We start from the raw sequence: 16,013 nt of genomic DNA, 5'->3' as shown, positions 1-16,013 counted from the left end.
CCCCGCGCCGCCTGACGGACGACGTTCACGTTTTCAAAAGGCCGGGATTGCCCCGGCCCCGATTATTCGGCCGCCTCGAGCTTGCCGGCGATCCGCCGCGAACGGCGGCCCAGCGCATCGTATTCCTCCTGCCATTCGGTCGGCCCGTTCGAGGGCGATACCTGCACGGCGGTGACCTTGTATTCCGGACAGTTTGTCGCCCAGTCGGAATAGTCGGTGGTAATGACATTTGCCTGCGTGCCGGGATGGTGGAAGGTGGTGTAGACCACCCCCGGCGCCACGCGATCGGTAATCAGCGCCCGCAATGTCGTATCGCCGGAACGGCTGACGAGCTTGATCCAGTCGCCATCCTTGACGCCGCGTTGCTCGGCATCGTGCGGATGGATTTCCAGACGATCCTCCTCATGCCAGACAACGTTCTCCGTCCGCCTTGTCTGCGCGCCGACGTTGTACTGCGACAGAATGCGGCCGGTGGTGAGCAGAAGCGGAAAGCGCGGGCCGGTGCGCTCGTCGGTCGCCACATATTCGGTGCGGATGAATTTGCCCTTGCCGCGCACGAAACCGTCCACATGCATGATAGGCGAGCCTTCCGGAAATTTCTCGTTGCAGGGCCACTGCACCGAGCCCCGGCTCTCCAGATAGTCATAGGAGACACCGGCAAAGCTCGGCGTTGTGGCGGCGATTTCGTCCATGATCTGCGACGGATGCGTATAGTTCCAGGTTAGCCCCATGGCCTGTGCGAGCTTCTGGGTGACCTCCCAATCCGAATAGCCGTTCTTCGGCGACATGACCTTGCGTACACGGTTGATGCGCCGCTCGGCATTTGTGAAGGTCCCGTCCTTTTCGAGGAAGGTGGAACCCGGCAGGAAGACATGCGCGTAATTCGCCGTCTCGTTCAGGAACAGGTCGTGCACGACAACACATTCCATCGCGGCGAGACCGGCCGAAACATGTTTGGTATCAGGGTCCGACTGGAGAATGTCCTCGCCCTGAATGTAGATGCCCTTGAAGCTGCCATCCACGGCGGCATCCAGCATATTGGGAATGCGCAATCCCGGTTCGTTGTTGAGGGTAACGCCCCAGAGTCTTTCGAATATTTCCCGGGTGGCATCGTCGGAAATATGGCGATAGCCGGGAAGCTCGTGCGGGAAAGACCCCATGTCACAGGAACCCTGCACATTGTTCTGGCCGCGCAATGGATTGACGCCGACACCGGGCCGGCCGATGTTGCCAGTCGCCATGGCAAGATTTGCAATCGCCATGACCGTGGTGGAGCCTTGGCTGTGTTCGGTGACGCCGAGCCCGTAATAGATCGCGCCGTTGCCACCCTTGGCAAAGAGCCTGGCGGCACCGCGCAGCTCCTCGGCGGGCACGCCGGTAAAGATTTCGGTTTCCTCCGGACCATGCTGCGGTTCAGCCACGAAAGCTGCCCAGTCCTCGAATTCCGACCAGTCGCAACGCTCGCGGATGAAGGCCTCGTCGAACAATCCTTCGGTGACGATGACATGGGCAAGGGCTGTCAGCACCGCAACATTCGTTCCCGGTTGCAGCGGCAGGTGGAAAGACGCCTCCACATGCGGCGTGCGGACGAGATCGATGCGGCGCGGATCGACGACGATCAGCTTGGCGCCCTGACGCAGGCGCTTCTTCAGGCGCGAGCCGAAAACCGGGTGACCGTCCGTCGGGTTGGCGCCGATGACGAGGATGACATCCGAATGTTCGACGGAATCGAAATTCTGCGTTCCGGCAGAGGTGCCGAAGGCCTGCCCCAACCCGTAACCCGTCGGCGAATGACAGACGCGGGCGCAGGTATCAACATTGTTGTTGCCGAAACCGGCGCGGACGAGCTTCTGGACCAGAAACGTCTCTTCATTGGTGCAACGAGACGAGGTGATCCCGCCGATGGATTCGCGGCCATACTTGCCCTGAATCCGCTGAAATTCTGAAGCGACATGGGAAAATGCCTCGTCCCAGCTCACTTCGCGCCACGGGTCGCTGATCTTTTCCCGGATCATCGGATTGAGAATGCGGTCGCGGTGGCTGGCATAACCATAGGCAAAACGGCCCTTTACGCAGGAATGCCCGCGGTTCGCCTGACCGTCTTTCCACGGCACCATGCGCACCAGTTCTTCGCCGCGCATTTCCGCCTTGAACGAGCAGCCGACACCGCAATAGGCGCAGGTAGTGACCAGCGAATGTTCCGGCTGACCGATCTTGATCACCGATTTTTCAGTCAGCGTCGCCGTCGGACAGGCCTGCACACAGGCGCCGCAGGAAACGCATTCGGAATCCAGAAACGCCTCATGCGCACCGGGCGAAACACGACTTTCGAAGCCGCGCCCTTCAATGGTCAGCGCAAACGTTCCCTGCACTTCTTCGCAGGCGCGCACGCAGCGGGAACAGACGATGCATTTCGACGGATCATAGGTGAAATACGGGTTGCTCTCGTCCTTGGGCATCCAGTTGGCGTTAAGGTCGCCATCACTGCCACGGGCCTTCACATGGTTGTCGCCGTCATAACCGTAACGCACGTCGCGCAGGCCGACCGCGCCCGCCATATCCTGCAACTCGCAATCGCCATTCGCGGCACAGGTCAGACAGTCGAGCGGGTGGTCGGAGATATAAAGCTCCATCACGCCCTTGCGAATCTGCTTCAGGCGTTCCGTCTGGGTGTGGACGACAAGCCCGGAAGCCACCGGCGTGGTGCATGAGGCGGGGGTGCCGTTTCGGCCCTCCACCTCGATAAGACAGAGACGACAGGAACCGAAGGCGTCGACCATGTCGGTGGCGCAGAGTTTGGGAACATCGATGCCCGCTTCCCTCGAAGCACGCATGATGGAGGTTCCCGCCGGCACAGTGATCTCGCGGCCGTCGATCGTTAGCGTGAGCATCTCTGTCGAGTTGGATTTCGGCGTTCCGTAGTCGATTTCAGATACAAGGGCCATGGTCTTACTCCGCCGCTTCGACACGTGGGATGGGGGCAAAATCCTCAGGGAAATGCCGGAGTGCGCTCATCACGGGATAAGGCGTAAAACCGCCAAGCGCGCACAGCGAACCGAACTTCATCGTTTCGCAGAGATCCTCCAGCAGCGCCGTGTTTCGCTCGGTCTCTATCCCGAGTGAAATCTTGTCGACCGTTTCGACGCCGCGTGTCGAGCCTATCCGGCATGGCGTGCATTTTCCGCAACTTTCCACCGCACAGAACTCAAGGGCAAAACGCGCCTGGCGCAGCATATCGGCAGTGTCGTCAAAGACGACGATGCCCGCATGACCGATCAGGCCGCCTGCGGCGGTAAATGCCTCATAGTCGAATAGCGTATCGAACAGCGACACGGGAAAATAAGCGCCCAGTGGGCCGCCGACCTGAACCGCCTTGACCGGCCGGCCCGTAATGGTGCCGCCACCGATATCATTGACCAATTGCCCGAGCGGCAGGCCGAAAGCGGTCTCGTAAAGCCCGCCATGCCTGATGTTTCCGGCAAGCTGGATCGGGATCGTGCCGTGCGAGCGGCCAATGCCGAAATCCCGGTAAAATGCCGCGCCGCGATCCATGATCACCGGGATCGAAGCCAATGATATGACATTGTTGACCACCGTCGGCTTGCCGAACAGACCCTGCAGGGCGGGAAGCGGCGGCTTGGCGCGTACCGTACCGCGCTTGCCTTCGAGACTGTTGAGCAGCGAGGTTTCTTCGCCGCATACATAGGCACCGGCACCCATGCGCACCTCGAGATCGAACGCATGGCCCGAGCCGAGAACAGACGCGCCGATCACCCCTTCACGCCGGGCGACCTCGATGGCTTTTTCCATCGTCCTGATCGCATGGGGATATTCGGAGCGGGTGTAGATGAAGCCCTTGGTTGCCCCAACCGCAAGACCGGCAATGGCCATGCCCTCGATCAGTACGAAGGGATCGCCTTCCATGATCATGCGATCGGCAAAGGTGCCGCTATCCCCCTCGTCGGCATTGCAGACGATGTATTTCTGGTCAGCCGCGGCATCCGCCACGGTTTTCCACTTGATACCTGTCGGGAAACCGGCGCCACCGCGTCCGCGAAGCCCGCTATCGGTGACCTGTTTGACGATCTCGGCAGACAGCATCGAAACCGCCTTTTCCAGCCCCTTCATACCCTGACAGGCACGGTAGTCTTCCAGCGAAAGCGGATCGGTCACGCCGCAGCGCGCGAAGGTCAGGCGCGTCTGGTTTTTCAGGTACGGGATTTCCTCCGTCGGCCCAAGACAGAGCGGATGATCGCCACCATCCAAAAAATCCGCATCGAACAGGCCACACACATCTGCGGCTTTGACTGGGCCATAGGCGACCCGGCCATGATCGGTTCTGACCTCGATGAGTACTTCTAGCCAAAGCATACCGCGAGAGCCATTGCGGACAAGGCGAATATCAAGATTGCGGGATGCGGCCTCGCGCTGGATAGCATCGGCAACGCGGTCGGCGCCAACGGCGAGTGCTGCGGAATCGCAAGGCACGAAAACGGTCACGCTCATCGGCGCACCTCCGCCAGAATGTAGCCTAGACAGTGCTCATCCACCCGGGCGTGAACTTCGCCATCCAGCATCAGAGCGGGCGCCTGGGCGCAGAGCCCGAGACAGAAGACCGGCTCAAGCGTCACCGAACCATCCGCTGCCGTCTGGTGCCAATCGACGCCGAGTTTTTCCTTGATGGTAACGGCAAGAGGTTCGCAGCCCATCGACTGGCAAGCCTCGGCCCGACAGAGCTTCAACACATGACGCCCAGCGGGATGATCGTGGAAATCGGGATAAAAGCTGACGACGCCATGCACTTCTGCACGGGATACGTTCAGCGCCAGGGCTATGACCTGCTTTGCGCTTTCCGGCACGTAACCGAATTCTTCCTGCACCCTGTGCAGGATAGGCAGCATTGGCCCTTCCAGATGCAGACAGCCGTCGATGATAGCCTGCACACGCGTTGCCTCATCCACGGCGACAGCACGAATATTCATGAGCCAGTCCTCCCAAACCGACGGATGGCGGGCGTCTGGACCGGGGGACCTCCACATCCTGTCCCGGTGCACCGCGCTGCCTGATGATGAAAGAATGGCTAGCGGACCAAGATCAGGTCAATATCGTCTTTCCGTCAGTCGATAGGGAATTTCTATCAAAAGCGGAGGCTGCGGCGCGCAATCGTGCCTCGTGCAACAGCGCGGATACGAGCGGCGTGTGCGGCTCGCGATAGGTGGCAATCAGGCCGACAAGATGCTCGGCATCCGGCTCGACAATGGGGATCATTCGGATCTGTTTTGGAAATCCGAACGATTCCGCGATGTTACGTGGCATGATCGAGGCCCACTGCCCCGTGCGGATATGAGAAAACAGCACGATCATCGAATTCGATTCAAGCGTAGGCTTCGCCTCGACACCAGCTTCCGCCATGTGCTTGTTGATAATTCGGCGGTTTTGCATGTCGGAAGTTAATAGACAAAGCCGAAGACCGGAAACCTGCTTCCAGGTCACGCTCTCTTGATCGGCAAGCGGCGTGCCGGCCGCCGCAATCAGGTGATATCGCTCGGAATAAAGCGGAACCGTCGTTACCCGGCCCAGAGGTTCGTTGTCGAGATAGGTGATTCCCGCGTCGATCTCGAGATTTTCGATCTGACTGAGGACCTGCAACGAAGTCCGGGAGGTGACGGAGAAGGTGACGGCCGGGTGACGCGCCTGAAACGGTTCGGTCAGTCGCGGCACCATGGCGAGAGCAGTGGGAATGACAGCAAGCCGAATATGCCCGGCAAGACCCTTGCGCGCAGCCCGCATTTCCTCCCGCATCGTGCGGGTGTCGGAAACAATGCGCCTTGCCCATTCGAGAACCCGCTGCCCCTCGGGCGTCAGGCCCTGATATCGCGCCGCGCGGACGACAAGCACCACGCCCAGTTGATCCTCCAGTTGCCTGATGGCTGCAGACAGCGTCGGCTGCGAAATGCCGCACTCCTCCGCGGCCCGCCCGAAATGCTGCGCACGCACAAGCGCTATGAAAAACTCCAGCTTATCGATCATCCTGCCTCCCGTGGCACACGGCCATTCTGCGGGCCGGTGCGAAAGCGGACACTAGAGCGAGGCGGGCTTTGTCGCAAACCCTCCGGAGTGAACGCACAGGAAGCCGGCCGCCGGTTCCGGTGTTTCGCGCTCGACACGGCAACCACGCCTCTCGAAGACGGTCGACGCATCACACGCCTGCGGTACCTGCAATGACATTGTTGACAAAAGCGCCCTCACTCTTTCGCCCGAAACACCCCCCGGCCTGGAGCGACCGGGAGCAAACCTGAGGTCATGTCAGTTATTTTGACTGGAGCTAGTTACTCACCCGTTTATCCAAGCTTCAGGCTTGGTGTCTACGTCGACAGTGAGACCGTCCGTGATCTTGTAGTCAACCGTCAGACCAGCCTTCCAGGCGTCGTTGCTCGAGAACTCGTCGAACGAAACGAGACCGTCTCTGCCGTAGCACTGGAAGCAGGGGGTGATCTTCAGCTTGTCGGTCGCCTTGATGTCATATTCAGCAGCAACGGCCCACTCATTGCAAGAATGGATGTGAAGAAAAGCGATGGCGCCGCCAGTTCACCCCAGCCGGTCCAAGCATAATGGGCCGCCAGGGCGGGCCTATTGCATATCGCTGGACAAGCCGGTGGGGAATGCCGTCATGTTCGCCAGCATGCCGCCGATCGCTTCCGCGTGCACCGGGCGGCTGAAATAATAACCCTGTCCATAGGGACAACCGGCGGCGCGCAAAAATGCCGCTTGCTCGCCGGTTTCCACGCCCTCGGCGACGACATCGATACCCAGCGATCCCGCAAGCTGGATCATGATGGAGACAATGGCGCTGTCCTTGGTTTTTTCCGGCAGGTGGGTGAGGAACGACCGGTCTATCTTCAGGCATGACAAGGGAAAGGTTTTGAGCATGCCAAGACAGGAATAACCAATGCCGAAATCGTCCAGCGCCAGGCTGACGCCCATCTCCTTGATGGCCCGCATGATCCGCACGGATGTTTCCACATCCTGGATGATGAGGGTCTCCGTGATTTCGATTTCCAGCAGGGATGGCGCAAGACCGGTTTCCTTCAGCACCGACTTGATCTGCTCTACAAGCCCGCTCTGAAACTGCCTTGGCGAAATATTGACCGCCATTTTGACGGGGGACAGGCCAGCTGCAACCCACGCCTGCGCCTGATGGCAGGCCTTTCTCAGAATATTTTCCCCCAGCTCCACTATGAGGCCGGTCTCTTCGGCAAGCCCGATGAATTCCGCAGGACCCAGCAGGCCCTCCGCCGGATGCTGCCAGCGCACCAGCGCCTCGACGCCGCTGATGCGCCCGGTGAGAAGATCCACCTGCGGCTGGAAATTCAGCACCAGTTCGTCCTTCTCCACCGCCTTGCGCAGTTCCTCGATACGAGTGAACTTTTTCCTCAGGTCATCCGCCATGCGCGGCGTGAAGGTGGCGATGCCATTGCGCCCATTGTGTTTGGCCTCATACATGGCAAGATCGGCAGCGGCGACGATTTCCGCCGTCGTTTCCCCATGCTCCGGGAAAAAGGCCATGCCTATGCTGCATGTGACCTTGATGTCGTAATTGCCGAGACGCAACGGCTGCGAGACCGCCGCCCGGATGCGCTGCAGGCGGCTTTCGAAATCTTCCTTCTGGTTCTCCAGAATGATGACGAATTCATCCCCGCCCACCCGCAACACAAGATCTTTTCGCCCAACGCTGCGCGCGATGCGCTCGGCCGTTTGCGACAGCAACGCATCGCCGATGCTGTGGCCCAGCGTGTCGTTGATCTGCTTGAAATTATCGAGATCGAGAAAGCCGATGCCAATCTTCCGCCCTTGTTTACCCGCTGCTGCCAGTATTTCAGGCAGCCTCGTATCCAGAAAACGGCGGTTGGGCAGCCGGGTCAGCATGTCGTGATCAGCGAGAAAGGCGATATGTTCCGTTGCCCGTTTACGGTCTATCGCGAGACCCGCCATACGCGCCGCAGCGCCGATAAACTCAAAAAGCGCCGCATCCGGCTCACGGCCCGCCAGCATGCACCAGACAAAGCCGTGCGCCTTGCCTTCGCTGGCCGGAATGTCGAAACTGAAGGCAATATGATCTTCCGGAGGAGTGAGGTCCCCGGGATCAGTGGCGCTGGAAACAAGCGCTCCCAGCTCCGCATGCGGCGCAAGCGCCGGTGAGGTATAGACCGAGGGTTCGCCAGCCGCCGCATCGAACACCCGAACAGCGCAGGCAAACCCGGTGGCGAGATTTTCGATGGCCTTGACGAACTCCACGAGAAAATCCTCGATACGCGCCGCCGCGACAATCATTTCAAGAATACGCGCCTGCGCCTGAAGCAGTCTCTCCGAGGCCTTTTTCTGGGTTATATCCCGCGAGGCGCCGACCACACCGATAATGTTGCCGGCCTTGTCCTTCAGCGGCACGCGCGACATCATCAGCCAGCGGTCGATCTCACCGCGCATGGCGCGTTCCTCATAACCGAGATCCGGCTCTCCGGTGCGCATCACCCGCGCCTCCGTCTCCGGAATGCCGGCAAGGTGCGCCGCATCGCCGTGAATATCGGAGTCGGTAAGGCCGATTAGTTCCTCGACGGTGTCGAAGCCGTTTTCGACGACGATCGCGCGGTTAGCGAAGAGGAAACGGCCTTCCAGATCCTTGGCATAGATGAAATCCGGCACATGGTCGATCATCGCTTCCAGAAGGGTATGCCGGTAGGACGGGTGAGGATTTTCGCCCGTTACGGGAATGACGGATGACACGACAGCCTCGCCGGGTTTCGTTCTCGGCGGCCGGTTCTGCAAGGATGTCTTCGGGCCTTTGGAACGCACCTATCCGCCTCATTACTGCATAAGAAGGCAGAATAGTAGGACTATACGTATTATATAAATGTGAACATTGGAAAGATTGCGGAGTAATACAGCCTTTTGCCGCCGCGCCGATAAGCGGCTGGATAGTGCGAAAGGGACGGCACCGAAAAAACACGGGCGCCGTCCGCCTCTATTGCATCATATTTGGGTTTGTCACGCGACGGGCGTCGGCAAGGTCTTGCCAGCGAAATGCGCATCGAGATTGGCGAGAACGAGATCGGCCATGGCCCGCCGTGTCTGGTGTGTGCCGCTGCCGACATGTGGGGCGAGCGTGACGTTGTCGAAAGCGAAAAGCGCTCCCGGAACACGCGGTTCATCCTCAAAGACATCAAGTGCTGCGCCGCCGATCCTGCCGCTGGCAAGGGCCTCGACCAGCGCCTTTTCGTCCACCAGCGAACCACGCGCCACGTTGACGAGCACGCCTTGGGGTCCTAGGGCGCTCAGGACATCCGCATTGACGATATGGCGTGTCTCGGCGGTGGCGGCGGCAGCGATGATCAGCACGTCGCAACTGGCGGCCAGCGCCTCGATGCTGTCAAAATAGTCGTAGGGAACATCACGGCGATTTCTGGCGGTATAGGAAATGCGCGCGTCGAAACCTTCAAGTCGTTTGGCGATCGCCTGGCCGATGCGGCCGAGGCCGAAAATGCCGTAACGGCGGCCGGCAACCCGGGTGGAAAGCCCCATATCGCCCTTCAGCCATTGGCCCGTGCGCACATGCTGGTCCGCCTGCGGCAGCTTGCGCGCCTGCGCCAGAACGAGGCCGAGCGCCAGATCCGCAACATCGGCTGTCAGTACATCCGGCGTGTTGGAGACGCGGAAACCGCGCTGTTTCGCTTCAGCCAGATCGACCTTGTCGAAACCGACGCCATTGATGGCGACGATTTCAAGCTTGGGGAGAGCCGCACCGATATCCACCGGCAGGCCGATATGGCCGCCGGTGACAACGCCACGGATCGACGCCCCCTTCTCGGCAAGGAAGGCGGCTTTATCTGTAGCCTCGAACAGGCGATGCACGGCAAAGCGCTGGGCGAGTTCTTCTTCCAGTGCCGGGATGAGCGGGCACAGTTGCAAAATTTCTGTTGTCATTGAACTTCCTTTGCGCCGGTGGTTTATCTCACATCGGCCTTGACGAATTGCCGGAGTTCCGGCGTTTGCGGATTGGCGAAAAGCTCCACTGAGCGGCCCTGCTCCCAAATCTTGCCCTTATGCATGAAGATGGTTTCGGTTGCGACGCGCCGCGCAAAGGCCATTTCATGGGTGACGAGGATCATGGTCATGCCGCCTTTGGCGAGGTTTTCCATAACCGTCAGCACCTCTTCCGTCAGTTCGGGATCGAGCGCCGAGGTTACCTCGTCGAACAGCATCACCTTCGGCCGCATGGCGAGCGAACGGGCAATCGCCACACGCTGCTGCTGACCGCCGGAAAGTTGGTCTGGATAGGAATCGTACTTTTCCGACAGGCCGACAAGTTGCAGAACCTCGCGGGCAATGTCCTTCGTTTCCGATTTCGCCACGTCCTTGACGATACGCGGGGCGAGCATGATGTTTTCGCCAACCGTCAGATGCGGGAAAAGATTGTAGCTCTGGAAAACGATGCCAACATCGGTACGCAGCTTGCGCAGCGCCTTGGCATCGTCGCCAAGCGCATGACCAGCGATCTCGATACGGCCCGAATTGATCTTCTCCAGTCCGTTCATGCAGCGCAGCAGCGTGCTCTTGCCCGAACCCGAGCGGCCGATGAGGGCGAAGACTTCTCCGCGACCGACCGTCAGCGACACGCCTTTCAGGACTTCCAGAGCGCCAAAGCTCTTGTGAACGTTTTCAACGATTACTTCCGGCATGAAGCCTCCTTTCCAGCCAACGCGACAGCTGGGACAACGGGTAGCAGACGATGAAATAAAGCACGGCCACCGCGACGAAGACGCGGAACGGCTGGAACGTGGCATTGTTGATGAGCTGCCCCGCTCTCGCCAGTTCGACGAAACCGATGATCGATGCGATGGACGTATTCTTGACGACCTGAACGGCGAAACCGACGGTCGGCGGCAGGGAAATGCGGATCGCCTGCGGCAGGATGACGTAGCGATATTGCTGAGCACGGGTCAGCGCCAGCGATTCCGACGCTTCCCATTGCTGCTTCGGCACCGCCTGAATGCAGCCGCGCCAGATTTCGGCGAGGTAACCGGACGTATAGATCGTCATGGACGCGCCGGCAGCGATCAGCGGTGGCAGTTCCAGTCCGGCAAGGCTGAGGCCGTAATAGGAAAGGAACAGGATCATCAGCACCGGAATGCCCTGAATGACCTGAATATAGGTGCCGGCAGCGATGCGCAGCGCCTTCAGATTGGAGGTACGGGCAAGCGCGATAAGGAAACCGACAATACCGCCGCCGATGAGCGCAATGATCGTCAGAAGCACGGTCCATTGCAGGGCGGTGAGCAGGAAGCCAAACTCGTTCCAGCCGAATGTTCGAAGAGTCATGACTGCACCTCCGGCAAAGCGGTCATCGTCTTGCGCGCCACGCGGCGGCCGAACAGCCACATGCCGACAAGGGCAAGGATGAGCCGCAGGCTGAGCGCCAGCGCAAGATAGATGAGCGTGACGACGATATAGACCTCGAAGGAGCGATAGGTCTGCGATTCCACGAAGGCTGCGGCGGCCGCAAGCTCATGCGTGGAAATGGCCGAGCATATGCTCGATGCCAGCATCATCAGCACGAACTGGCTGCAAAGCGAGGGGTAAACCTTGGCAATGGCCGGCACGATGATGACGTGACGGTAGATCTGGTACCTGGTGAAACCCAGAGCTTCACCCGCCTCGATCTGCGACTTGTGCACCGCCTCGATCCCGGCGCGGATGATTTCCGTGGAATAGGCGGCGAGATTGATCGTCATGCCGATCAGTGCTGCAGTCTCCGCCCCCACCCGGAAGCCGAGACCCGGCAGACCGAAATAGACGATGAAAAGCTGCACCAGAAACGGTGTGTTGCGGATCACCTCCACATAGGCATCCACCATGATGCGGACGATGCCGCCATTGATGGAGCGCAGCGAGGCTAGAAGAATGCCGAAAGCGCAGCCGAGCACGATGGAGAGGACCGACAGTTTGATCGTCAGCCATATGCCGTTCAGAATCTCGTTCTGGTATTGGGCGAGCGCGCCGAATTGGAATGTATAGGACATGCGTCACTCCGTTGACATTTCCCGGCCAGCCGGAGCTTTCGTTCCGGCGGGCGCGTTGAAAGGCTCAATCAGAAGCTAGGCAATTGCGGCAGCGGACGACCGGTCCACTTCACGGAAATACGGTCGAGATCGCCCGACATCTTCATGAGGTAGATGGAGGTGTTCAGCCATTGACGCAGTTCGAGATCCTCAAGCTTCGTCGCCATGGAGTTACCCTGCTGGAAGAAGGTGAAACCAACCTGCAGACCGGCTTCCGGGCGCTGCTTGATGATTGCCTCACCAACCGTGGACGGCAGCGCTACGGCATCCACCTGACCGGCAAGCAGAGCCTGCGCGCTGGTGGAATCATCCTCGTAGACGACGATTTCGAGACCTTCGATATTGGCCTTGCGCAGCGCGGTTTCCTGCGATGAACCGCGATTGACCGAAACGCGCTTGCCTTTCAGGCTCTCCAGATTTTCGAACTTCTGGTCCTTGCCGGAAATGATGTCCATGTTGAACGCGCTGTAGGGCTGCGTGAACATGACCGTCTTGGCGCGCTCGCCGGTTGGCGCAAGCGTCGCAACGAGGAAATCGACCTTGCCGGTCTGAAGGGCCGGAATACGCGCAGGCGGCGTCAGCGGCACGAGTTCGACCGGTAGCGACAGATAGGAGCCGATCAGATTGGCAACATCCACGTCGTATCCGGAAGGATTGCCCTTCTCATCCACCATGCCCATCGGCGGCGCACCGGTAAGGACGCCGATCTTGACCTTGCCGCGCGCGGTGATCTCGCTGAGTGAAACGGCATAAGCCGAAGTCGACGCAGCAAGCGTAGCGGCGGCAACACCGACTGCAACGGTCATGTTCTTCAAAAATCTGGAAATGCTCATGGTTTCTCCTCCAACCTTTTAGTGGCTGCCCGAATGGGAACAGCGGCCTTGCCAAAACCGAAAAATGTTCTCGATAACATTTTGACGCGGTTTAAAAAAACTCCTCCCAAGGAGACGCAAAAGTCAAAAATCGTTGGAATTTTCAACGAAATTCAATGATTTTCACCAGTTATCGATTTTCCTCTTGTCGACACCAGTTCACGTTCTTGGCAGGATCAATAATGCATGTTATCGGTATCATTGCAAGTCCGATCTACAGATCTGTTGCATCAGGCATTCATTCGGGAGGAAACCATGTATACGCGCTCGGCAATTTTTGAAGGCAAGATCCACACCGGCCGGGAGGAGGAGTTTTTCCGGATCGTGGAGGAGAAACTTCTGCCGGTCTGGAAACGTATGCCCAACGCGCAGGCCGTGCGGGTAATGCGCACAGACCGCATGGACCCGGACGCAGCGGATATCATCATGGTCCAGGAAATCGACTATCCCTCCATGGAAGCCGTCGAAGAAGCGCTGGTTTCCCCGGTCAGGCTGGAAGGCCGGGCGCTGACGGATGAGATGATGAGCATGTGCGACGGGCGCTTTTATCACCTCGTCTATAGCCGCATCGCATAAATCCGGTGCACGCCGCACTGATGCGTAATCATGCGGCGTGCTTTCCCTTGATATCTTCGTGTATGTCTTGTCCTGAACCGGTTCGAATTTAGGGAGACATGCTTTGGTGGAGCGCACGCCCTTGGCCGCAGCGTTAGTCACGTCAAAAAAAGCAACCATGAGCGATGTCTCCAAACTCGCGGGCGTCTCCAAGATGACCGTCTCGCGGGTGTTGGCCGATCCGGCGCTGGTGTCTGAAGACACACGCCGGAAGGTGATGAAAGCCATCGAGCAGCTGGGATATGTGCCTGATAGAATCGCCGGATCGCTTTCCTCCCGTCGTACCAATTTCATCACCGCCATCCTGCCGACGCTCACCAACTCCAACTTCGCCGACAGCGCGCAAGGGCTTGCCAATGCGCTCCGGGCCGCCGACTACCAATTGCTGATCGGCTATACGATGTATGATTTGCAGGAGGAGGAGCGCGTCATCCGCACCATGATGGAGCGCCGCCCTGACGCCATAGTGGTAGCTGGAACCGTACATACCAAGATGGCGAGCGAAGTTTTGATGCGCGCCGGCATTCCGATCGTGGAAATCTGGGACGTTCCCGAACATCCCATCGACCACGCGGTCGGATTTTCCAACTACGAAGTGGGAAGAAACGCCGCCAAGTACCTGATATCACTTGGATATACTAGGATAGGCGCGCTCGGTTCACGCGCTGACGGGGATGTGAAGGACTGGCGCGGCGAAAGCCGCCTCCTCGGTTTTGGTGCAGCGCTGCGCGAAGCCGGCATTGCCGACGACCTCATCATCCGCGAAGGCAGCGCCCCCGTTTCCTATGACCACGGGGCAAAAACGCTCGGCTCGCTGCTGGCGAGGGAACCGGATGTCGAGGCGATCTTCGCAGTCTCGGATATTTCCGCTGTCGGCGCGTTGATGGAGTGCCATCGACGGGGCATTCATGTGCCCGAACGCATTTCCATCCTCGGCTTTGGCGACTTTGACATAGGCAGGCAATGTTATCCGGCGATTTCGACAATCAGGGTCGACGCCCAGATGATCGGCCGCAAGGCGGGTGAATTGCTGCTTTCCATATTGGAAGCGGAAAAAGGCGCTGCCGTTCCCGAAGGTGCACGCGTAGATGTCGGGTTCGAGCTGATTGTGCGCGAGACGACGAAGCGGGCTGGCGGTTGATCGGCCGCAGGTACAGCATACGCCATTAGCGAGTGGGTGCGCCTTTCGCCTTCTCCCTGCCGGGGAGAAGATCGCGGCGGCGGATTGAGGGGGCAAGGTCAGCCGTGAGCCGCGAGCTTGCCCGCTCATGCGAGATTTCTTGCGCTTTAACGCGCACCCCATGTATCCGTCAGTCGATACCCTTCCGGCCAGGGATCGGAAGGATCGAGCATGTGCTGGTGGATGCCGGTGATCCAGCCGCGACCGGAAATTTCCGGCAGAATGGCCAGGTGGTCGCCAACTGTTGTCGTTCCGAGAATACGGCCGGTGAAAGTCGAGCCGATCAGTGACACTGCAGTCAACGTCTCACCCTCTTTCATCTCTCCGCGCGCATGCAGAACTGCCATGCGGGCCGAAAGCGCCGTACCGGTGGGCGAGCGATCCACCTTGCCCGGCTGGATGGCCACGGCCGCCCCTGCCCGCAGACCTTCTTCGGAGCGTTCCACCTTGCCCGCAAACAGGCAGAAGGAAAAATGCCGCCAGTCCGGATTTTCGGGATGATCGAAATCCAATGCCTTGTTGGCGGCATTGGTGATGCGCACGCCGAGGCGGGCAATGTCATGCGCCTCTTCAGGCTTGAGGCTAAAGCCCATCGCTTCGGCATCGACAATGACAAAGCTGTCTCCGCCATAGGCCGTATCGACCTTGAGAACACCAAGACCTTCCACCTCGAGTTCGACACCCAGCCGCGCGGCAAAGCTCGGCAGGTTCTGCACGAAAATGCGCTCGGCCTTGCCGTTGCGGCATTCGGCACGCACTTTCACGAGCCCGCCCGGCGCTTCCAGCAGCATATGGGTTTCCGGCTCCTGCATCGGCACGATGCCACCATCCAGCAGCACGGTAGAAACACAGATGGAGTTGGAGCCGGACATGGGTGGCGTGTCTTCCGGCTCCATGATGATGAAGGCGGCATCCGCATCCGGATGTTTCGGCGGCACCAGAAGGTTGACGTGACGGAACACACCGCCGCGCGGCTCATTCAGCACGAAATTGCGCAGGGTCTCGTCGCGGGCGATGAACCGGCTCTGTTCCCAGATCGTCTCGCCCGGCGGCGGCTTGACGCCACCGACGATCACATCCCCCACCTCACCTTCCGCATGGGCCGAGATGACGTGAACGGTCTTGATACTGCGCATCTAAATCTCCTCAAGAGCATTTCCAGTAAAAGTGCGTAGCGGTTTTACGTCCGGAAAATGAATGAAACCAAAGATAGAGCGCGTGTCTGTACGCGCT

Annotated in this window: 13 protein-coding genes and 1 pseudogene; 2 read left to right on the top strand and 12 right to left on the bottom strand. The window is 59.4% G+C overall.

The annotated features are described in order from the left end of the window. Positions 1–62: 62 nt before the first annotated feature. The 11 genes and pseudogenes from fdhF to QSK43_RS08445 all read right to left on the bottom strand — a co-directional run bounded on the left by fdhF (position 63) and on the right by QSK43_RS08445 (position 12,946). The gene (gene fdhF, locus QSK43_RS08495) at positions 63–2,945 is read right to left on the bottom strand and encodes a formate dehydrogenase subunit alpha (RefSeq protein WP_332303084.1); all 2,883 of its coding nucleotides are present in this window, start codon (positions 2,943–2,945) and stop codon (positions 63–65) included. Between the two features lie 4 nt (positions 2,946–2,949). After that, positions 2,950–4,506, bottom strand: a complete 1,557-nt coding sequence (locus tag QSK43_RS08490; protein ID WP_332303083.1) for a formate dehydrogenase beta subunit — start codon at positions 4,504–4,506, stop codon at positions 2,950–2,952. After that, complete coding sequence (locus QSK43_RS08485) at positions 4,503–4,982, bottom strand: formate dehydrogenase subunit gamma (RefSeq protein WP_332303082.1); 480 nt, start codon at positions 4,980–4,982, stop codon at positions 4,503–4,505. Before QSK43_RS08485 ends, QSK43_RS08490 begins: the two co-directional genes overlap by 4 nt. 112 nt (positions 4,983–5,094) lie before the next feature. Beyond that, positions 5,095–6,030, bottom strand: coding sequence for a LysR family transcriptional regulator (locus QSK43_RS08480; protein ID WP_332303081.1), 936 nt, complete (start codon positions 6,028–6,030; stop codon positions 5,095–5,097). Positions 6,031–6,333: 303 nt separating this feature from the next. Further along, positions 6,334–6,549, bottom strand: a pseudogene (locus QSK43_RS08475) (porin); the annotation flags it as partial. Positions 6,550–6,630: 81 nt separating this feature from the next. Beyond that, on the bottom strand, positions 6,631–8,850 hold the full coding sequence (locus QSK43_RS08470; protein WP_442967802.1) for a putative bifunctional diguanylate cyclase/phosphodiesterase: 2,220 nt from the start codon (positions 8,848–8,850) through the stop codon (positions 6,631–6,633). Between the two features lie 192 nt (positions 8,851–9,042). Next, a complete protein-coding gene (locus QSK43_RS08465) occupies positions 9,043–9,978 on the bottom strand; it encodes a 2-hydroxyacid dehydrogenase (RefSeq protein WP_332303080.1) in 936 nt (311 codons plus the stop codon). A gap of 23 nt (positions 9,979–10,001) precedes the next feature. Continuing rightward, positions 10,002–10,733, bottom strand: coding sequence for an amino acid ABC transporter ATP-binding protein (locus tag QSK43_RS08460; RefSeq protein WP_332303079.1), 732 nt, complete (start codon positions 10,731–10,733; stop codon positions 10,002–10,004). After that, complete coding sequence (locus tag QSK43_RS08455; protein ID WP_332303078.1) at positions 10,714–11,373, bottom strand: amino acid ABC transporter permease; 660 nt, start codon at positions 11,371–11,373, stop codon at positions 10,714–10,716. The genes QSK43_RS08460 and QSK43_RS08455 overlap by 20 nt, the downstream gene beginning before the upstream one ends. After that, on the bottom strand, positions 11,370–12,074 hold the full coding sequence (locus QSK43_RS08450) for an amino acid ABC transporter permease (RefSeq protein ID WP_332303077.1): 705 nt from the start codon (positions 12,072–12,074) through the stop codon (positions 11,370–11,372). The genes QSK43_RS08455 and QSK43_RS08450 overlap by 4 nt, the downstream gene beginning before the upstream one ends. A gap of 68 nt (positions 12,075–12,142) precedes the next feature. After that, complete coding sequence (locus QSK43_RS08445; RefSeq protein WP_045021389.1) at positions 12,143–12,946, bottom strand: transporter substrate-binding domain-containing protein; 804 nt, start codon at positions 12,944–12,946, stop codon at positions 12,143–12,145. 294 nt (positions 12,947–13,240) lie between these two features. Between QSK43_RS08445 and QSK43_RS08440 the strand changes: the two genes are divergently transcribed. Both QSK43_RS08440 and QSK43_RS08435 read left to right on the top strand, forming a co-directional pair. Further along, positions 13,241–13,561, top strand: coding sequence for a hypothetical protein (locus QSK43_RS08440; RefSeq protein WP_332303076.1), 321 nt, complete (start codon positions 13,241–13,243; stop codon positions 13,559–13,561). A gap of 157 nt (positions 13,562–13,718) precedes the next feature. Next, positions 13,719–14,741 carry a LacI family DNA-binding transcriptional regulator gene (locus QSK43_RS08435; protein ID WP_332303075.1) on the top strand — a complete coding sequence of 341 codons (1,023 nt, stop codon included), beginning with the start codon at positions 13,719–13,721 and terminating at the stop codon, positions 14,739–14,741. A gap of 146 nt (positions 14,742–14,887) precedes the next feature. On the opposite strand, the gene QSK43_RS08430 is transcribed toward QSK43_RS08435, so the two are convergent. Beyond that, a complete protein-coding gene (locus QSK43_RS08430; RefSeq protein ID WP_332303074.1) occupies positions 14,888–15,916 on the bottom strand; it encodes a trans-3-hydroxy-L-proline dehydratase in 1,029 nt (342 codons plus the stop codon). Positions 15,917–16,013 lie beyond the last annotated feature (97 nt).

The sequence above is a fragment of the Rhizobium sp. GR12 genome (assembly GCF_036596185.1).
GTDB classification, from domain to species: domain Bacteria; phylum Pseudomonadota; class Alphaproteobacteria; order Rhizobiales; family Rhizobiaceae; genus Agrobacterium; species Agrobacterium nepotum.
The sequence above is the reverse complement of the archived record's forward strand: the minus strand, read 5'-3'. Positions and strand labels throughout refer to the sequence as shown.